General features: G+C 42.1%; 21 protein-coding genes and 1 tRNA gene. 15 read left to right on the forward strand and 7 right to left on the reverse strand.

What is annotated here, in order from left to right; all coding sequences use genetic code 11:
• Nucleotides 1–60: 60 nt before the first annotated feature.
• Complete coding sequence (locus ORD22_RS14100; protein ID WP_317646758.1) at nt 61–999, forward strand: DMT family transporter; 939 nt, start codon at nt 61–63, stop codon at nt 997–999.
• A gap of 148 nt (nt 1,000–1,147) precedes the next feature.
• Here the strand turns inward: ORD22_RS14100 and ORD22_RS14105 are convergent, their stop codons facing one another.
• Both ORD22_RS14105 and ORD22_RS14110 read right to left on the reverse strand, forming a co-directional pair.
• Nucleotides 1,148–1,609, reverse strand: a complete 462-nt coding sequence (locus ORD22_RS14105) for a YusW family protein (RefSeq protein WP_317646759.1) — start codon at nt 1,607–1,609, stop codon at nt 1,148–1,150.
• Between the two features lie 97 nt (nt 1,610–1,706).
• Complete coding sequence (locus tag ORD22_RS14110; RefSeq protein ID WP_317646760.1) at nt 1,707–2,723, reverse strand: DUF2804 domain-containing protein; 1,017 nt, start codon at nt 2,721–2,723, stop codon at nt 1,707–1,709.
• A 73-nt stretch (nt 2,724–2,796) separates the two neighbouring features.
• Here ORD22_RS14110 and ORD22_RS14115 point away from each other — a divergent pair.
• From ORD22_RS14115 to ORD22_RS14145, 7 genes are all read left to right on the forward strand, one after another.
• Nucleotides 2,797–2,869: transfer RNA gene (locus ORD22_RS14115), tRNA-Ala, on the forward strand.
• A 288-nt stretch (nt 2,870–3,157) separates the two neighbouring features.
• Nucleotides 3,158–3,982 (forward strand): transporter substrate-binding domain-containing protein, encoded by an 825-nt coding sequence (locus ORD22_RS14120; protein WP_317646761.1) that lies wholly within the window; start codon nt 3,158–3,160, stop codon nt 3,980–3,982.
• A 1-nt stretch (nt 3,983) separates the two neighbouring features.
• A complete protein-coding gene (locus ORD22_RS14125) occupies nt 3,984–4,652 on the forward strand; it encodes an amino acid ABC transporter permease (RefSeq protein ID WP_317646762.1) in 669 nt (222 codons plus the stop codon).
• A 25-nt stretch (nt 4,653–4,677) separates the two neighbouring features.
• Nucleotides 4,678–5,406 (forward strand): amino acid ABC transporter ATP-binding protein, encoded by a 729-nt coding sequence (locus ORD22_RS14130; protein ID WP_317646764.1) that lies wholly within the window; start codon nt 4,678–4,680, stop codon nt 5,404–5,406.
• Between the two features lie 45 nt (nt 5,407–5,451).
• Nucleotides 5,452–5,937, forward strand: a complete 486-nt coding sequence (locus tag ORD22_RS14135) for an amidase domain-containing protein (RefSeq protein WP_317646765.1) — start codon at nt 5,452–5,454, stop codon at nt 5,935–5,937.
• Nucleotides 5,938–6,047: 110 nt separating this feature from the next.
• Complete coding sequence (locus ORD22_RS14140; RefSeq protein ID WP_317646767.1) at nt 6,048–6,632, forward strand: nitroreductase family protein; 585 nt, start codon at nt 6,048–6,050, stop codon at nt 6,630–6,632.
• Nucleotides 6,633–6,675: 43 nt separating this feature from the next.
• A complete protein-coding gene (locus ORD22_RS14145; protein WP_317646768.1) occupies nt 6,676–6,975 on the forward strand; it encodes a hypothetical protein in 300 nt (99 codons plus the stop codon).
• Here the strand turns inward: ORD22_RS14145 and ORD22_RS14150 are convergent.
• Nucleotides 6,925–8,307, reverse strand: coding sequence for a dipeptidase (locus tag ORD22_RS14150; RefSeq protein WP_317646769.1), 1,383 nt, complete (start codon nt 8,305–8,307; stop codon nt 6,925–6,927). The genes ORD22_RS14145 and ORD22_RS14150 overlap by 51 nt on opposite strands.
• Nucleotides 8,308–8,549: 242 nt before the next feature.
• On the opposite strand from ORD22_RS14150, the gene ORD22_RS14155 reads away from it, so the two are divergent.
• Nucleotides 8,550–9,800 carry a hemolysin family protein gene (locus ORD22_RS14155; RefSeq protein WP_317646770.1) on the forward strand — a complete coding sequence of 417 codons (1,251 nt, stop codon included), beginning with the start codon at nt 8,550–8,552 and terminating at the stop codon, nt 9,798–9,800.
• A gap of 113 nt (nt 9,801–9,913) precedes the next feature.
• On the forward strand, nt 9,914–10,459 hold the full coding sequence (locus ORD22_RS14160; RefSeq protein WP_317646771.1) for an RNA polymerase sigma factor: 546 nt from the start codon (nt 9,914–9,916) through the stop codon (nt 10,457–10,459).
• 105 nt (nt 10,460–10,564) lie between these two features.
• Here the strand turns inward: ORD22_RS14160 and ORD22_RS14165 are convergent, their stop codons facing one another.
• The 4 genes from ORD22_RS14165 to ORD22_RS14180 form a co-directional block, all read right to left on the reverse strand.
• Nucleotides 10,565–10,738, reverse strand: coding sequence for a hypothetical protein (locus tag ORD22_RS14165; RefSeq protein ID WP_317646773.1), 174 nt, complete (start codon nt 10,736–10,738; stop codon nt 10,565–10,567).
• 646 nt (nt 10,739–11,384) lie between these two features.
• Nucleotides 11,385–11,537, reverse strand: a complete 153-nt coding sequence (locus tag ORD22_RS14170) for a hypothetical protein (protein ID WP_317646775.1) — start codon at nt 11,535–11,537, stop codon at nt 11,385–11,387.
• Nucleotides 11,538–11,807: 270 nt separating this feature from the next.
• Nucleotides 11,808–11,996 (reverse strand): SE1832 family protein, encoded by a 189-nt coding sequence (locus ORD22_RS14175; protein ID WP_317646777.1) that lies wholly within the window; start codon nt 11,994–11,996, stop codon nt 11,808–11,810.
• Between the two features lie 12 nt (nt 11,997–12,008).
• Nucleotides 12,009–13,067: a CMP-N-acetylneuraminic acid synthetase gene (locus tag ORD22_RS14180; RefSeq protein ID WP_317646779.1), complete on the reverse strand. Its 1,059-nt coding sequence runs from the start codon at nt 13,065–13,067 to the stop codon at nt 12,009–12,011.
• A 110-nt stretch (nt 13,068–13,177) separates the two neighbouring features.
• On the opposite strand from ORD22_RS14180, the gene ORD22_RS14185 reads away from it, so the two are divergent.
• From ORD22_RS14185 to ORD22_RS14205, 5 genes are all read left to right on the forward strand, one after another.
• Nucleotides 13,178–15,115, forward strand: coding sequence for a cation:proton antiporter (locus ORD22_RS14185; RefSeq protein ID WP_317646780.1), 1,938 nt, complete (start codon nt 13,178–13,180; stop codon nt 15,113–15,115).
• Nucleotides 15,116–15,316: 201 nt separating this feature from the next.
• Nucleotides 15,317–15,934, forward strand: coding sequence for a hypothetical protein (locus ORD22_RS14190; protein WP_317646781.1), 618 nt, complete (start codon nt 15,317–15,319; stop codon nt 15,932–15,934).
• 107 nt (nt 15,935–16,041) lie between these two features.
• Entirely contained in the window at nt 16,042–16,533 is a 492-nt protein-coding gene (gene ybaK, locus ORD22_RS14195; RefSeq protein WP_317646782.1) for a Cys-tRNA(Pro) deacylase, read from the forward strand.
• Nucleotides 16,534–16,597: 64 nt separating this feature from the next.
• Nucleotides 16,598–17,245, forward strand: a complete 648-nt coding sequence (locus tag ORD22_RS14200; protein ID WP_317646783.1) for a YczE/YyaS/YitT family protein — start codon at nt 16,598–16,600, stop codon at nt 17,243–17,245.
• 80 nt (nt 17,246–17,325) lie between these two features.
• Nucleotides 17,326–18,393: a hypothetical protein gene (locus ORD22_RS14205; RefSeq protein ID WP_317646784.1), complete on the forward strand. Its 1,068-nt coding sequence runs from the start codon at nt 17,326–17,328 to the stop codon at nt 18,391–18,393.
• Nucleotides 18,394–18,589 lie beyond the last annotated feature (196 nt).

An 18,589-nucleotide genomic window follows, 5' to 3' on the forward strand; every position in this document is an offset into this window, starting at 1 on the left:
AAGTATGAACTTTATACTATACGTAAAGAAATCAGCAATTATTTTTAGGGGTGATGGATTATGTTACGAGTGAAAGGAATTATGATGATCGTCATAGGTTCAATGTTATGGGGGGCTACAGGACCTATGATGGAATGGATTTTGCATCATAGTGATATGTCAGTTTCCATGATGTTGATCTTGCGTCTGACGATAGCAGGAGCGGCTGTTCTTTTATTATTAAAGGCTAAAGGCATACAAGTAGGGCGTCCGATGAGGCAGAAACTGTGGTTGCGAAAGATGATCGCATTCGGTGTGGTGGGCATGCTCGGTGTACAGTTTGGATTCGTTCAGACGATTGCGTATAGTGACGCTGTAGTAGCTACACTCTTTCAATTCGTCGCGCCTGTTTATATCATTATTTTATTATCCGTTACCCAGCGTACCTTTCCTCCGGGTGGGCAAGTGATTGGAATGATTGTCGCATTGTTCGGCCTGATTCTGTTATTGACGAATGGTTCGTTTTCTAGCATTTCATTGAACTCAACCGCCATTATATGGGGCGTAGTTGTTGGATTCGCCTTTACATTTTATACATTGTACCCAGTCGTTTTGATGGCGGAGTGGGGCGTATTACTCGTTGTTGGTTGGGGGATGTTCATTGGTGGAGTAACGTTATTCATTATCAATTTACCGAAATTCTTCATGAATCTAGCGGTCTTGCTTGATGGCCCGGCGATGGGTATGTTGCTGCTCGTTATCATCATGGGGACGCTTGCCTTTATTCTGTTCCTGCAAAGTATGACGTACATTTCTCCTGTAGAGACGAGTGTATTGTCTAGCTTTGAACCGCTAACTGCGATGGTAGTATCTGTCGTTTGGCTAGATCAACTGATGGGTGTCTGGCAAATGGGTGGTGCGATCATCATGCTACTCGGAGTCATTTGGTTATCTGTAGGTGGCAATCAAAAGAAGAAGACCGTGGCGCCACCAGATCCAATTCAACCATATGAACCATAACCCGCTAAAACATGCTATCGACAGCAAGTTTGACGGGTGAGTAACGTCATAGGAACACATCCGTCTAAAATGCGCGAGTACACTTCGCGTTGCCTTTGTTGACAACAAAAAACTCGCTTATCCAATACGCTGGATAAGCGAGTGTACTTTATTTCTTTTCATCAATTTCTAATGTTGTGTTATCTGAAAACGTAACGTCTAGATCAAACTCATCGTAATCATCAAGACCGTACCATTGAAGAATCTTATCGATCGCTTGCTCCTGCGTCGTCTTACTATCGATCAAGATCTCGATAAACATAGGATGCATACTATTAATCGCTTCATTACCTTTTTGATTTACTTCTTGAAACTCATTCAGATATTCCGCGTCACCAGGCTTTACACCTTCATAATCGACTTCAATCTTCTTATCATCTTTCTTGATCGTCAAATCAAAATCCGTGAAGCCATAACTATCACCAGTGTTAATGGTACTGCCTTTACCTTTCTCATCCTCCTCAAAACCAATGGCTGTATTATTATTTGGTGGATCTTCCTTTTTGGAACAGCCCCCGACTACTAAAAGAGACGAAATTCCAATAATCGATAATATTTTGTAAAAAGACATATGCTACATCCTTTCTAAGTAATGGTAATTATATTATCACCTAAAAAGGGGAGCGCTAAACAACGAATTTCTAATTCAGTAGGTAGTAAATTATTATTTATAGATATTTTCGCTCAAGAATAGAACCTAGCATTTGGCGAATGGGCAGAATTTGTCCATTAGGCAAGCGAATCTTTCCGTGGTAATATCCGACTATTTGACTGACAGACATTTTGCGAGTGAAATACTGTTCTAGCGTTTGGTTTTGGAAGAACGGTTTGAATAGTAAGGAAATATCGTCTGAGAACTTAGTGTGAATACGCCAAGGATTCATGAGAAGATCTTTATCTCGTTCAAATACTACATCTTCATGAAATTTATACATCGTACCCTCTACGAATACGGCATTTTCAGTAATACCTGTTCCATCTGTCCAACTTCCTCCTAAATTTAATCCGACCCTTTTACCACCTGTCCGCTGTGAAGCTGTTGCCCATTCCCAGTTCGCCATATTGGACCAAACGCCCCGGCTGTAATCGTATACGGCAAAGCTGTAATATGGATTGAAGTCATAGCGTCGATCTCCAACTTTAACAAAACCGCCCGTTGGTAAAATCGTATGCTTGGATGTGAAATGGAAAGAATCACGACTTTTTGGGACTACAACATTTAAAGAGTCATCTTTTTCAGGATGTATAATATGCAAATCTGCATGTAAAATTTCATTATCAAAGTTTGGAATGGTTACAGATAAATGCGTTTCACCTTGCATATGAATGACCTGAACTGTAATTTCATCATGAATGAATTTAATACTATCCAATGGTTCGTGTGGCATGTGGACGCGTCGCCCAAAAGGTATAGATATTTGCTTTTCATAAAATCTTTGTGTTTCGTAATTCAATATGTAAATTAGGCAAAGAGCTTTGTAATCCAAGTGGACAATGGTTGCGGAAAATAATAAATCTTCTCCATAGATGGACCAATGATTCCATCGTTTCTTTTTCATGAACTGACCTTTTAGGTTGCTGATTACTAATGGATTATGTGAAAAACCGATCGAGTCGGGATTAAGAAGACCTTTAGAATCGCATAGAGGTACCGTTTCTGGAATTTGCCTTTCTTCATGCTGCATCTGTCATACCACCTTCCTTGCCTATTGTCTTTTCTATGGCTAGTTGATATACTCTATATTGTATCAGAAACGAGGGGCATTAGCTCAGCTGGGAGAGCGTTGCGCTGGCAGTGCAAAGGTCAGGGGTTCGAGCCCCCTATGCTCCATAAACAAACTTGTGGTAGTTCTTGAAGTGAGTCTTCGAGAGCTACCACTTTTTTTGTACTATGGAATGAGAAATAGCATGTATCTACTAGCATACCGCTTAAAAAGCGGAGATAAAACTATTTCATAATACTTGTCGCATAAATATGCGCTATATAGTATATTAAGACAGGTAGTAGCGGATATTTGTTTACCGCATAGTTTATTGGCAGTAGACAGTGCTCTATTAGTAACTTATAATTTCTTTAATTCACAAGGTTTGCAAAAAGATAAAGAAAGAAGGGAAATGAATGAAGAAGATTGTTTCAGCAGTAGTACTCATCCTTATGTTGATCATTGCAGGTTGTAGTAACAGTGATAGTGGAGGAACGGTATCGACAGAGAAGTCCACTTTAAAAAAGATCCAAGACAATAAGAAGTTAGTAGTCGGGGTCGCACCAGGTTATTTCCCTTTCCAAATGAAAAGTACAGAAGGCGGATTTGTTGGATATGACATCGACTTAGCAAACGCTATTGGTGAATGGCTGAAAGTAGATGTAGAGTTTAAACAATTCGTTTTCGATGGTTTAACGCCAGCCCTTCAAACGGGTTCAGTGGATCTGGTCATCGCGGGTATGACGATTCGTGGCGATCGCGCACTAGCGGTCAGCATGACAAATCCATATTACAGAACAGGGCAAGCAATTATGGTGCCTTCTGCAAATAAAGATATTAAGTCTTGGGAAGAACTTGATGTAAAAGGTAAGAAAATTGCGGTAGGTGTAGGAACAACAGGTGCACTACTTGCAAAATCCCTATTCAAAAATGCTGAAGTAGTAGATTTTGATGATTTCCCTCTTGCGGCTACGACGATGGGTTCTGGCCAAGCGGATGCTGTCATTTATGACGAGCCAGCTATTGCTGTTTGGCGCTTGCAAAATGAAGGGAAAGTACATCAAATGGAAGGCTTGTTGTCTTCAGAAAATCTTGGAATCGCTTTAAAGAAAAATGACTTTGAAACGATTCAGTGGTTGAATTCATTCTTGCATAGCTATATCGATAGTCCAGCAGAATTGGAATCTAGAAAACGCTGGTTTGAAGAAAGTGACTGGCTGAATAAGGTTACGGAAGACTAATATGGGCGGATATGAATATGACTTCAGTGTAATCTCACAAAACATGGACATCTTTATTGAAGGTGCGTTAAAGACGCTGGAAATTTCAGCGATTGCGTTACTTCTTGCTATTCCAATCGGTGTAATCGTGGGAATGGGTAGGATTTCCCGCAACCGATTATTACGTTGGCTATCTTCCGCTTACGTAGAAATTATGCGTGGTGTTCCGTTGCTAGTGTTGCTAATCTGGATTTTCTTTGTATTAGGACAGTTCTTGCAGCTCGGCTCGTATTGGGGCTCGATTATTGGACTTGCGATTTTTACAGCGGCATTCATCGCGGAAATCGTTCGCTCAGGTATTCAAGGTGTGCCAAGAGGACAAATGGAAGCGGCACGTTCTTCAGGTATGAGTTATTGGCAAGCGATGCGTCTAATCGTTTTACCACAAGCATTCCGTCGCGTTCTACCACCGCTTGCTTCACAATTCATCATGCTAATTAAGGATTCTTCTTTGATTTCTGTAATCGGCGCAGCAGAATTGACATTGAATGCGAAAAACTTAGTTTCCACTACGTTCCGTTCAATTGAAGTGTGGACGTTCGTCGGTCTGATCTATTTCGTCATGACGTTTACGCTGTCCATGATTATTCGTGCGATCGAACAACGACTGTTATCGAGGGAAAACCAATGAGACCTGATGTGAAGGAGTGCCAGAAATGATTACTATTAAACATGTCAATAAAACATTCGGTATGAACCAAGTGCTGACGGACGTCTCACTAGAAGTGCCTAAATCCCATGTAGTCGCAATCATCGGCCCAAGTGGTGCAGGTAAGTCCACGTTAATCCGAACAATCAATGCACTAGAACCAATCGATAATGGAGAGATCATAGTAGACGGTATTTCCATTCATGATAAAAAAGTAGATATCAATAAAGCACGTACCGAAATCGGCTTCGTGTTCCAAAGCTTTAATCTGTATCCATTCTTGACAGCGTTACAAAATGTGACGCTTGCACCGATTCGTGTTAAAGGGCTAAGTAAAAATGCTGCTGAAGAAAAAGGGCGCGAATTGCTCACTTCGCTAGGATTAGGTGATAAATTTGATGCTTATCCAAACCGCTTATCAGGCGGCCAGCAACAGCGTGTTGCAATCGCTCGTGCGCTTGCGATGGAACCTCAAGTAATGCTGTTTGATGAACCGACATCTGCGCTAGATCCTGAAATGGTGACGGAAGTATTGGATGCCATCCGCAAGCTAGCGAAAGAGGGCATGACGATGGTTGTCGTGACACATGAAATGGGCTTTGCAAAAGAAATTTGTGATGAAATCATTTTTATGGCAGACGGTAAAGTAGTGGAACAAGCTACGCCTGCTAAGTTCTTTTCGAATCCAGATACCGAACGTGCTAAAAACTTTTTATCTAAAGTGTTAAATCATTAATTCATAACCTTTTCTTGTCATATAGTTTGGCAAGGAGGGGTTTTTTTGTATGATCGACAAGCGGCAGTGCGTTATGCAGATAAATGGTGGGATAGTAGGAATTCAGCGTTTCCTATAGTGGATGATGATTGTACGAATTATATTTCCCAGTGTCTATTAGCAGGTGGTGCACCGATGCATGGCTATCCTAATCGCGAAAAGGGTTGGTGGCTACGCCAGGGGACATGGAGTTTCAGTTTTACCGTAGCTCATTCATTGCGTTGGTATTTAGCTACTTCTAAGAAAGGTTTAACAGCAACTCAAGTAGGCTCGGCTGAAGAACTTCAAATCGGGGACGTCATCGCATATGATTTCCAAGGAGATGGACGTTTTGATCATTCGACCATTGTGACGGCAAAAGACGGCAATACACCACTAGTCAATGCACACACTTATAATGCGTATCACCGAACATGGGACTATAAAGATTCCTACGCCTATTCACCTAATGCAACGTATATTTTCTTCAAAATAGATGACTATTTCTCTTAAAGAAAAACTAGGCGTTCGAAGTGTTTTTTTGCTTCTCCCCTAGTAACTACCCGCCAAGTTAGGTATACTTAGAAGCAGTTATAGTACACATGCAAAGGAGAAGGTTGAGTGTGAATGAACAAGCATTATCGGTTAGAGAGGCCATCGTCAAGCGGCGCTCGATAAAAAACTTTAATGGTCAACCGATCGAACCTGAAATTATACCTGAAATAATAGAAGATGCCGTTTGGGCACCGAACCACGGAAACCGTAATCCTTGGCGCTTAATTGTCGCTGCAGATGAGCAGTATGAGCAGCTTCTTGAAGTACTGAAGGAATTTGGCGTAGCGAACTGGAAGCAACTTTCCGATGAAGACTTAGACAAGCAAATGAAGAAGTTTACATCTGCAAGTGCAGCTGTTTTCATTATCGTACCTGAAGATGCACGCCAAAAAGAACGATTGGAAGATTTTGCGGCTGCGAGTATGCTAATCCAAAATATTCAATTGCTCGCGTGGGATCGAGGCATTGGAACGTGCTGGAAAACACCACCATTCCTAGATAATCCGAAATTCCGCGAACGTTTAGACGTACAACCAGGTGAACGCATCATCAGCATGCTTCAATTCGGCTATTTCGATACATTACCTAAAGCAGCTCCACGTAAAACGAACGAAGAAATTATTACGTATTTCGGCGTTAGTGAAGAAGAATAAACCATAAAAACAGGCATCCTCCGTTGCGGGGATGCCTGTTTTTATGGTTTTTATTGTCTCCGCGCTCATAGACCTTGGTTTCACGCTCATAGCCCCCGGTTTCGCGCTCATAGCCCCCGGTTTCGCGCTCATAGCCCCCGGTTTCGCGCTCATAGCCCCCGGTTTCGCGCTCATAGCCCTCGGCTTCGCGCTCATAGCCCTAGGCTTCACGCTCATAGCCCCCGGCTTCGCGCTCATAGCCCCCGGTTTCACGCTCATAGCCCCTGGCTTCGCGCTCACAGCCGAATCAACCTTACATCCCCAGCTTCTCAACCTCACCATAATAACTACCAATCACACGTAACCCTTTATCAAAATTCTCCAAATGAAAATGTTCATTAGGTGCATGGAAATTTTCCGTATCCAAACCAAAGCCCATCAACACAACAGGTAAATTAAGAATCTCGTCAAACGCAGCGACGATTGGAATCGAGCCGCCACCCCGCGTATAAACAGTCGGCACGCCGTATACTTGTTCATACGCTCTGCCAGCCGCTTGAATTACTTCATGATCATAAGGAGTTAAATAGGGCTTTCCTTTATCGAACTCGGTCACTGTCACTTCACAGCCAACAGGTTCGTGCTTGGCGATATGTGCGCGCAACTTAGCGACGATTTCATCTGGATCTTGATCAGGTACTAGACGACACGTAATTTTCGCGCCAGCTTCTGACGGCAATACAGTCTTGATGCCCTCGCCTGAAAACCCTCCGAAAACTCCGTTAATCTCTAATGTCGGACGTGCCCACGTACGTTCTATATACGAATAGCCAGGCTCACCCGTTAGTTCTTTGACGCCAACTTCTTGTTTCACCGCATCTTCATCAAAATCAAGAGCTGCCCATGCTGAACGCTCTTCTTCCGTTAAATCGCGTACTTCATCATAAAAACCATCAATCGCAATCGTACCTTCTGCATCGCGGAATGAAGCTAAAATTTCAACTAATGCATGAATGGGGTTTTGAACTCCACCACCATATAATCCAGAGTGCAGATCACCTTTTGGACCTTTTACATCGATCTGCACGCCTGCCAAGCCGCGTAGACCATAGCAAATTGCAGGCTGTCCAGGACCGTACATACCTGTATCGGAAATAACGATTAAATCAGCAGCTAGTTTATCTTGGTTATTCAGAATATATTCTTCCAAACTTGGGCTGCCGATTTCTTCTTCGCCTTCAATTATCAGCTTCACATTGACCGGAAGTTTCCCGTCCAATTTCATTAGCGCTTCAATCGCTTTGACGTGCATGAACACTTGCCCTTTGTCATCGCTTGCTCCGCGCGCATATAATTTATTATCACGTATAGTTGCTTCGAACGGCGGTGTCTCCCATAAATGAAGGGGATCGACAGGTTGTACGTCGTAGTGGCCGTAAATTAAAATCGTCGGTTGGTTTTTTGCATGTAACCAGTCTGCGTAGACGACAGGTTGACCCGCTGTTTCTTCAATAGAAACGTTCTCAAGTCCGGTCTTTTCGAACATTGTTGCTAGCCACTCAGCCGCTTTTTGCATATCCGGCTGATGTTCCGTAAGTGCACTGATGCTTGGTATCGCCAAAAAGTCTTTTAGTTCCTCTAAATGGCGCTCTCGGTTCTCTGTGAAGTATTGATCCAATGATTGTAATGTAGTCATATGAAACCCTCTTTTCTTTGGACTTTATCTTACCCACAGTATAGCAGAATTTCTATATTTCATAAGGTATAGGTGCTTGTGAAGAGGGCAATCATTTTGTAAAACTTACTAAAAACGTACATCTGAAGTTAACGGATATGCATATATTTGTGTTATACTAACTTAATTAGAAAACGTGGATTTAGAGAAAAGTTTTATGATTCTTAATTAAAAATACACAAGAAATGCTGGGGGAGACGCAATTGTTTATTGCATTAGGACTTTGTTTATTTTTGTCCTTTTTTTTATCGGGAAGTGAAACAGCTTTAACTGCCGTGAATCGCATGAAGGTTCAGCTACGTGCAGATCAAGGAGATCCGAAGTCGATTAAGTTACGAAAATTAATTTCGAAGCCAGATCGAATGATTACGGCCATTTTAATTGGTAATAATATCTCAAATATTTTAATGCCGACAATCGTGACGATGATTGCGATTGATAAAGGGTTAAGCATTGGATTATTGACAGGAATATTGACGGTCGTTTTAATTATATTCGGTGAAGTGTTACCTAAAACGATCGCAGCGACTTTCGCAGATCGAATTGCCTATATCGTAGCACCGCCAATTACTATCCTTGTTAAATTACTCATTCCGTTAACAGCTATTTTGGCATTGTTTACAAACTTCTTCGTTCGTTTGATTTCAAAAGGGGCTGTAACAGAAGCAACGCTTACTAAGGAAGATGTACGTTCTATGGTAGACATCGCATCAACTGAAGGTACGTTTGGGCAAGACGAGTCGATTCGTTTGAAAGGTGTTCTGGACTTTAGGGATAAAGTCGTCATGGATGTCATGGAAACACATCGTACGGATATTATTTCGTTGTCAATGGATTCCACATATGAGGAAGTTCGTGACGTAGTATTACAGTACGCTTACACGCGTTATCCAGTATATGAGGAAAGTATTGACAAAGTAGTTGGTATTTTTTATTCGAAAATGTTAATCGAGTGGTCAATGTTTCCGCAGCGAAAGTTTTCGGAAGTGATTGATAAGCAACCATTATTTATTGTGCAAACAGCGAGTGTAGAATTGGTATTTACACGCATGTTGGCACAGAAAAAACATATGGCGATTGTGTTGGATGAATACGGTGGAACGCTAGGGATTGTAACGCAAGAGGATATTATTGAAGAAATGATTGGGCAAGATATAGAAGATGAAACAGACGTTGCAGAAGAGTCGATGGTGTTTGAGAAGGATGAAAATCTTTTAGTTTGTCAGGGACGGCTGGAGATTGAAGATGTCATTGAGCTATTAGATATTGAATTGCCGACTGACCACGACACGATCGGTGGATTTATTTTCCAAGAATTGGGTCATATCCCTGAAGAAGGCGAATGGTTTGAGTATAATTCGTTGTTGTTTGAAATTGAAGAAATGGACAGAACACGAATTTCACGTCTGAAGATTACAAAACGGCAGGAGCAAGAAGAGGCCATTCAAGCATAAATCATGTCAAGTAACCTTACATAAATGTAAGGTTACTGAAAGAGAAACCGATAGTTTGTAATGATTGTGTCGGGCATAATAAAGGTAACAGCTACCAATGGAGGTTACCTATTATGAACACTGACTTAAACGCATTATATGAAGAGTATGGTCGTTACTTATATCATTTATGTCTTAAATTGACTCGAAATAAAGAAGAAGCAGAAGATCTTATGCAGGACGTCTGGGTGAAAGTAGTTCGCTACAGTGGTGAAATGAGCGAAGTGAATCGTATGAAGGCGTGGTTAACTACGATTTGTATGAACACCTTCCGCGATCGTTACCGTAAAAATGTGCGTAACAGCCAATACGTAATGAATCAACCTGATACATTAGACGTTCCGATTTTAGATTTAGTTCCCAGCAATGAAAAAACACCTGTGGAATTGATTGAACAAAACGACATTCAGATGCTCGTTCAGGAGAAAATCGGGGAGTTAGACGGCATTTACCGCAAGACGATCGAATATTTCTATGTGAATCAATATTCGCTAGTGGAAATCGCGAGTCTGATGAGTGTATCAATCGGAACAGTCAAGTCACGCCTATTCCGCGCGAAGAAGTATTTGAAGGAATTACTAGTACAAGACCAAGCAGCACAAGAATACGTCATGGCCTAAGCTCACCTCGCGTGGGCTTTTTTCTATGGAAATCAAAGGAGTATGCGTGTATTGAGGGGAAGTAAGTGGCATAGTACGTTGAATTTAGTAAGTGATTTGGTAAGTTCAAGCCACATCAATCGGTTTCTGTACGCAGAGAAGAAATTCATCATTGAACCCGCTTCGGCGCTGGCGGATGGCTCCCGCAATAAGCCAGAAAGGAAGAGCACCTTTCCGTCTCATCGCTCCGCCTACCGCTTGTAAGGCGCCTGCGTTTGGTGAAGAAAAGTATGTAGCCATAGTACATTGAAGTCTAAAAGTGAATTTTACGATGTTCCAAAGCCCACTAAAACTACACTGTACATACTAGCGAAGGCACAACTGCGGGGTCGGCCGAAACAAAGAGACAACTAGCGTCTTTTGCTAGTTGGCTCTTTGTGGGAGGCAATCCCCCACGTGCCGAAGCGATGATAGGAAACAGACCTTTACTAACTTCAGTACCATAAAAAAGTTGAGCTACGACACATGACTAACTAGTAGTAAGTTCCAGACACTTCAAACCACTTCTATATGTAGAAATGTAATTCGTCACTGAACCCACTTCGGCGCTGGCGGATGGCTCCCGCAATGAGCCTGCCGCTTGTAAGGCGCCTACGTTCAGTTAGGAAAATAAATAGCATAGTACATTGAAGTTGAAAGGTTTCATTCGGTAAGTACCAAAGCTCACTAAAACTACACTGTACATACTAGCGTAGGCACAACTGCGGGGTCGGCCGAAACAAAGAGACAACTAGCGTCTTTTGCTAGTTGGCTCTTTGTGGGAGGCAATCCCCCACGTGCCGAAGCGATGATAGAAAGCTGACCTTCATGAAATTCAGTAACATAAAAAAGTCGAGCAACGACACATTACAAACTAGTAGTAAGTTCAAGATACATCAAACCGCTTCTATATGTAGAAATGTAATTCGTCACTGAACCCACTTCGGCGCTGGCGGATGGCTCCCGCGATGAGCCAGAAAGGAAGTGCGCCTTTCCGTCTCATCGCTCCGCCTACCGCTTGTAAGGCGCCTGCGTTTGGTGAAGAAAAGTATGTAGCCATAGTACATTGAAGTCTAAAAGTGAATTTTACGATGTTCCAAAGCCCACTAAAACTACACTGTACTCACTAGCGAAGGCACAACTGCGGGGTCGGCCGAAGCCAGGAGACAACTAGCGCGCCCTTCGCTTGTTGGCTCCTGGCGGGAGGCAATCCCCCACGTGCCGCAGCGACAATAGAAAGCCGACCTTTACAAACTTCAGTACCCTAAAAAAGTCGAGCAACGACAAAAAAATCGACCTCCATCTGAATCGATAAAGGTCGCTTCATTCATTATTCAGTTATCTCTGCCAGCTGCTTATTCAACTCAGCCAAACGATCCTCCATGCCAGCCAACCGGCGCTCAGCATTTTCAATCATCTTAATATGCCCAGTAGACTCCAACTTCTCCATATCACCCTGCAAACTAATATAATCCATCTTCAACTGCAAAATTTCTTGTTCCAATTGATCCTTGTTCATTCGAGAAAACCCCTATCTACGATTTTCCCTTAGTGTAACATATCCTGCTGGTTTACGTTTCGGAAACTCTAGTAAATAACGGATTACTTCTAGCACCTTTTCCTCTTCAGAACCGACCTGTAGCTTCAATTGACGTTTGATGGCACGTTCCTTTCGCGCCTCATGCAATAAAGGTTCCATAATCGCATTCAATAAATTCGACTGCGTCACTTTGCGTCCGAGACCGAGGTGGGTGAAGCCATTTGATTCTGTTGGAAAGCCTAGGTTTGATTCGAACTCGTTTTGGGCAAGTACAATACAAGGAACACCGATTGTGGCTACTTCATATGGTGTATACGCGGCATCGCATAAAATCATATCCGCTTGTGCGAAGAGAGCCAATCGATCTTCAGGTGCGCGTAGAACTTTTGTTTTCCTGCGGCTTAATGCCATCAATTGAATTTCGCTTACATCATGCACATAATTTGGTCCGATGACTACAGAAACAGCTAATGGAATTTGTAATTGCTTAATATGTCTCATCGCACGGTACGTTAAATTACCGGGATCTTCATCTCCAAATGAAATGACCAAATGTGGTGAGTGTGAAAAAGGCTTATCCTTTAAACCTGCTTGACGGAACGAGTGTAAGGAACTGTCGACCATAAACGTCTCAAAGCCAGCAATATAATGGTTAGGAAGCGGTTCGTGGGTGTCTGTGTATAGCGTTTGGATGACCCAATCCGCTTGTTGGCCACCTTCGCCGAAATCATCAAAATGCAAAATACTCGGTACCAGCTCTTGTAGCTTGGCCATTTCATCTTTATAGCTAGAACCGCTATCACGTATTAATAAATCAGGCTGAAGACGCGTAACTAACTGGATGAGAGAAGATGGACCTTCAATCTCATAACATGTAAAATCAGTAGTCGGAGCTAGTGTTTCTGGATCATGTAAGAAAATGATCTCCGCTTCTGTTTTCAGTGTATTTGCTAAGAGCGTTGCACGTCGTAGAGGATAACTTCCTTTTCCGTCAGTTATTGAAAGATACATCACAATTGTTTTTTTGGCTTGTTGTTCGATTGGAACCACCCTTTCTGAACCTGCTTTGTTCCTCTCACCCTATGAAAAAGGGGAATAGTTTATTACAATAAGAGGAGAAGAAATAAGATTTGAATATGTACGATGGAAGGAGGACTCGCATGTTTGATTCGTTAGTGATGGATTTAATGTTGGTCGTATTAATCGGGGTAGGATCACAGTGGGTAGCTTGGCGTACAAGAATGCCTGCGATTGTTGTGATGGCGATTGCTGGTTTGTTAGTAGGCCCGGTATTTGGCTTAATCAATCCACAGCAATCGATGGGAGATTTATATGGACCGATTATTACATTTGCAGTTGCTATTATATTATTTGAAGGAAGTTTGAATCTCGATTTTAAGGAAATTAAAGGATTCGGTCGACCCGTTGCACGAATTGTAACGATTGGTGCGTTCATCGCTTGGATTGTCGGTTCTCTCGCTGCGCATTATATTGCGGGATTGTCATGGGAAGTGGCATTCATTATCGGTGGCTTGTTTATCGTGACGGGTCCAACGGTAATTTTACCGTTACTGCGACAAGCTCGATTAAAGCCTCGCCCAGCTGCCATTTTAAAATGGGAAGGAATCGTCGTCGATCCATTCGGTGCGTTGCTTGCGGTATTTGCTTTTGAAGTTATAAAATTTATCAATGACGAAGTAACGGCGAAGACGATGACGCTATTCGTAGGTGCTTCGGTGTTCTCCGTATTGCTAGGATGGGGAACGAGCCGGATTTTAGGGAATGCATTTGAAAAAGGAAAAGTTCCTGAATATCTGAAAGCACCGATATTATTTGGATTCGTGTTATTCGTTTTCGTTCTATCAGATGAAGTTATGCACGAAACAGGGTTGCTAGCAGTTACCGCGATGGGGATGACGATGGCTAATATGTCACTGACGACATTGCAGGATATCCGGCATTTCAAGGAAAATATTTCTGTACTGTTAATTTCAGGGATATTCGTCATGCTAACTGCCTCTCTTGATCCACATATATTAATTGAGATTTTAAATCCGAAAATTATTATGTATGTACTTGCGATGCTATTCATCGTCCGCCCGCTGTCCATTTGGATATCGACGATTGGAACGGATTTGACGGTGAAAGAGAAGACTTTAATCGGTTGGATTGCACCACGCGGAATCGTGGCGTTGACGGTATCTGGATACTTTGCGACAATTTTATTGGAAACGGGTTATAAAGATGCCGAACTATTGACAGCATTGACATTTGCGCTCGTATTTTCAACGGTTGTTGTGCATGGTTTCTCCATCAGTTGGTTGGCAAAGAAACTGAACTTGACGACACCAGAAGAATCGGGTGTGGTACTTATCGGAAGTTCTCGTTTTGTTGCAGAATTTGCGAATTCTATAAAAGAAGCGGGACATCAAGTGTTGATCGTGGATGATTCATGGGGTGGGCTATCAAATGCGAGGAAACTTGGAATCCCTACGTATATGGGGGACATTTTATCTGAGCATACAGGCTATCATCTCGACTTGACGCCTTACCGTTATATCGTAGCTATGACCAAAATGGACTCCTATAACTCACATGTATGTGCCGATTTCACGCCAGATCTGGGGCGAGATTCACTGTTCCAGACGTCCACACATAAGCGTGGGAAAGATCATCAATTTAATTTGGCAACCGGTCAGATTTTGTTTACACCGAATTTGTCGATCAATGAATTAGAAGAGCGCATGAATTCTGGCTACGTCTTCCGTAAAACATTGCTAACGAAACAGTATAGTTATACGCAATATTTACGCGAACGAGATGATCAGTCCGTATTGCTATATATCCTGCGTGTAAACGGTGATATGGAATTTTTCACAGCTGATAAAGAACTCCAAGCCCAAACAGGCGATACTATTGTTGCGCTATCGACACTGAATAAAACGATCGAACGAACGCTGGATCGTTTAGAAGAGAAAAATGGTAACATGCCGATCGACAAAGAAGTAATTGAAACTAAATTTTTAGAAGATCCATTGAATGAAAAGCCGGAGATTCCCGGTGAAACACCTCCGAAAATCGATAAAACTATAGAGTAGTCACTAAGCACATCAGACAATGCATACAGTCTGATGTGCTTTTCATTTCAAAAATGTTTAGAAGCAGAGAGAACAGGGTATTAATAGTACACATAAATTACGAAGCAGCTTCGCATAGGTAAGAAGGTATACATGATGAGCTGCAAAACGACCTTTAGAAGGATTGGTTAACTAGCTAGCTTTTCGTAAAATAAATAGTAAGTGCGTACAGGGAATATCCAAATGGAGGTGGATACGATGAATGCTGTAATGGGGTTTGCGAGTGCCGCGGATCATCTGCAAAGAGTTGACGCCGTTCGCAGAAGAAATGCGGAAACAAGCTATGAACGACAAACCGAATTTCTTAATCAGACAAAAAGGACGAAGGCTGATTTAGAGGCTTTGTTGCGAGGGGATGTACCGGAGACGCAAACGGTACAACCAAAAACAGACTTCAATAAACTTGACGCAGGTCAAATGCGAAATATTGTGGTCCCGCTCGGCAATAACTTAGAAGAAACGATTGATTTGTGGCGTGATGTTCGACGAGAGGCTTATTCGGAAGTTGAACCAACGACTGCTGATTATCAACTTGGCAGTAAAGCATCAGCAAAAATAACAGAAGCTGAATTCCTGCTGGCATTACACAATCGCGCAAAAACGATTCGCGAACATATGTCATCTGGCATAGGCTTTACACCAGCTAATTCTTCAACAGAGCGTGCAATGTATCGTGTGCAATTGCATTACAACAATGCATTTTCCGCTTATGACATCCAGAGTCAGGCAAGAAACAACCGATACAAAACCGAATGGCCTCAAATGAACGTCAGCATCTAATCGAAATCCATAAGCATCACCATGTAAAGTCTGTTTCCTCCAGTGAAATGGGCTTTTTTACTGTATAATAAGAACACCTATATTCAGTAGAAAAGGGGAATGGAAAAGTGGCCAAAAAACAGAAATTCATTAAAACGAATGCTATACGTATCGTAGAGAGTGAACAGATTGCCTATGAAACGCGTAGCTATGAAATAGAGGATGGTCAAAATGACGGTCTTTCTGTTGCGAATAAAACGAATGAGTCACCCAAAAACGTGTATAAAACTCTGGTCGCTATGGCGAGTAAAACAGAGCTACTCGTTTTCATTATCTCTGTAACGGAAGAACTCGACTTAAAAAAGGCCGCAAAAGCAGCTGGGTGTAAAAAAGTAGAGATGCTACCGATGAAAGAACTCACGAAAGAAACAGGTTACGTACGTGGCGGTTGTTCACCCGTTGGTATGAAAAAAGAATTGCCGACATTCATCGACCAACAAGCAGAAGCCCTTGACTATCTCTACGTTAGCGCGGGAAAAGTAGGTTTACAAATGAAGCTGGCACCAAGAGATTTAGCTTCTGTAACAAAAGCACAATTCGTAGACATCGTCAAAGAATGACAGAACGAGCGCGCATTTTTCTGTTACAATGACTATATGACAACTAGAAGAAAGAAGAATGTATATGCGTAATTTATTAGCTTGGCGATGGATCTTTTTCATTGGCGGAATGATGATCATGTCGCTCGGCATTTCACTTACAATTAAAGGGCAAAGGCTTGGCATCGGTCCTTGGGATGTACTGCACGTCGGTTTGTTCCAAAATATTGGGTTGACGATCGGTTCCTGGAGTATTATTACAGGCTTTTTTATCGTTATCGTTACATCGCTTATTCTGAAGGAGTGGCCTAGAGGGGGCACTTGGCTAAATATGATGATCATCGGTATATTTATAGACTTCTTCAACTGGGTACTACCGGATTTATCTTCACTACCCGCACATATTGCTAGTTTCGTACTCGGTGTTTTAATATTAGGTTACGGTGTAGGCATTTATGTAGCCCCTAATCTTGGTGCGGGTCCGCGTGATAGCTTAATGTTATTGTTTGTTGAAAAGTTCGGCTGGAGTTTACGCGCGGTACGTACTGGAATCGAAGCAACCGTCACCGTAATAGGATTTTTCCTCGGTGGACCTGTGGGGGTTGGTACACTTATTGTCGTATTATTCACAGGACAAATCATACAAACCTCCTTGCCGCAATGTCGTAAATTGTTATTAAAAATAACGAATCAAGAAGATGAAAAAGGGTTATTACACTATAAAGAAGCATAAGCGGAGACGCTGTGCTTTTTTTATTTGCTCATACATAGAATAAAAGGACGAAAGAAAGGATGATTAGTATATACGGGCATATGACAGAATATATGGGAACAGCTTATACAGGAAGAGGTATCATGCATAAGTATGATGAATTACTGGAGGAATCAAGAAAGACGATATTCTTAAAATGTCTGCCAACACACGCCTTATCGCAAGTACTAAACGATTTGGCGGTGTACTTTGTCAATAAAGGACATAAAGTAGATCGTTTCATGAATCCAGGTTACGTAGATAAAACCGATGCAATTTTTGTGAAAGAATTAAGTCTATTCATCTTGCAAGCTTCTCATCCGATTTCATTTGAACCGACGGATATAGGAGGACGTCATAAAGTATTTTGCTTTTATGATGTCTATCACCAAGAGCAGCTGTTTGACCATCAAGATGAAGTGGATCAATTGCTGAAAGTAGGGAAAGTTTGTTTTGAAAAGTCGATGGCAGCGCTGAAAGAAGCGAAGAACATTCATGATGAATGGGAAGCTGTCAATATTCAACGCATGGATTGGACACGTCACGAAGAAATGACGGAAGAACTGAAAGCAGAGATATTCGGGACGATTGAATTGGCAAAACCTAGTCATACGGCTCATCGCATTATAGGCTCGTTGTCCGCAGGCAGTGCACATGATTTCATCCCTTCCATAACGAAACGGTTGAAGCGTCGGCTACTGATCAAAGGATTACCGGGTACGGGGAAGTCCACGATGATGCGCGCACTAGGCGAAGAAGCAAACCGCAGGGGAATTGATGTGCTCTACGGTTGGTGTGGTTTAGATCCGTCAAGTATCGATTTAGTGTTGTTTCCCGAACTATCGATTGGATTATTCGATGCGACCAAACCTCATGCTTATGATGCCGAAAGTCCGAGAGATGAACTAGTGGATATCGTTCCATTGTGCGCTGAAGACGAACAGCTAGAGACGCAAATTGAAGGCATTCGACAGAGATATCAAAAGACTATTACAGCGGCAGGAAATCATATGCAAGTGGCGATGAAATCCCAAAACAAAGTCAGAGTTCAACTCGATCGTGCTTTGAACGTAGAGCTATTTGAAAAAAAGTTGCAAAGTTTGTATGCTTTAATTAAAACGATCGATTGACGAGTCTCGCGCTCATAGATTCGAGTTAGGCGCTCATAGCCTCTGGTTTCGCGCTCATAGCCTTGCATAATTACCTTACAGTAGACAGTATAAGAAAGCGCTCCTAAAGGACAGACTACATCCTGAGGAGTGAGATCATGACTAGAAAAACGTATGAATATGAACTGAAAAAGAAAGTGGTGGAGCTTTATTTTGA

This window comes from Sporosarcina sp. GW1-11 (assembly GCF_033088395.1).
In the GTDB taxonomy this organism is placed as follows: Bacteria; Bacillota; Bacilli; order Bacillales_A; family Planococcaceae; genus Sporosarcina.

Coding starts and splice junctions, on each gene's coding strand:
- ORD22_RS14185 (WP_317646780.1), top strand. CDS start 13,178: ATGTTTGATTCGTTAGTGATGGATTTAATGTTGGTCGTATTAATCGGG.
- ORD22_RS14165 (WP_317646773.1), bottom strand. CDS start 10,738: ATGGCTACATACTTTTCTTCACCAAACGCAGGCGCCTTACAAGCGGTA.
- ORD22_RS14160 (WP_317646771.1), top strand. CDS start 9,914: ATGAACACTGACTTAAACGCATTATATGAAGAGTATGGTCGTTACTTA.
- ORD22_RS14205 (WP_317646784.1), top strand. CDS start 17,326: ATGACAGAATATATGGGAACAGCTTATACAGGAAGAGGTATCATGCAT.
- ORD22_RS14105 (WP_317646759.1), bottom strand. CDS start 1,609: ATGTCTTTTTACAAAATATTATCGATTATTGGAATTTCGTCTCTTTTA.
- ORD22_RS14150 (WP_317646769.1), bottom strand. CDS start 8,307: ATGACTACATTACAATCATTGGATCAATACTTCACAGAGAACCGAGAG.
- ORD22_RS14200 (WP_317646783.1), top strand. CDS start 16,598: ATGCGTAATTTATTAGCTTGGCGATGGATCTTTTTCATTGGCGGAATG.
- ORD22_RS14170 (WP_317646775.1), bottom strand. CDS start 11,537: ATGGCTACATACTTTTCTTCACCAAACGCAGGCGCCTTACAAGCGGTA.
- ORD22_RS14145 (WP_317646768.1), top strand. CDS start 6,676: ATGGTTTTTATTGTCTCCGCGCTCATAGACCTTGGTTTCACGCTCATA.
- ORD22_RS14110 (WP_317646760.1), bottom strand. CDS start 2,723: ATGCAGCATGAAGAAAGGCAAATTCCAGAAACGGTACCTCTATGCGAT.
- ORD22_RS14120 (WP_317646761.1), top strand. CDS start 3,158: ATGAAGAAGATTGTTTCAGCAGTAGTACTCATCCTTATGTTGATCATT.
- ORD22_RS14125 (WP_317646762.1), top strand. CDS start 3,984: ATGGGCGGATATGAATATGACTTCAGTGTAATCTCACAAAACATGGAC.
- ORD22_RS14130 (WP_317646764.1), top strand. CDS start 4,678: ATGATTACTATTAAACATGTCAATAAAACATTCGGTATGAACCAAGTG.
- ORD22_RS14100 (WP_317646758.1), top strand. CDS start 61: ATGTTACGAGTGAAAGGAATTATGATGATCGTCATAGGTTCAATGTTA.
- ORD22_RS14175 (WP_317646777.1), bottom strand. CDS start 11,996: ATGAACAAGGATCAATTGGAACAAGAAATTTTGCAGTTGAAGATGGAT.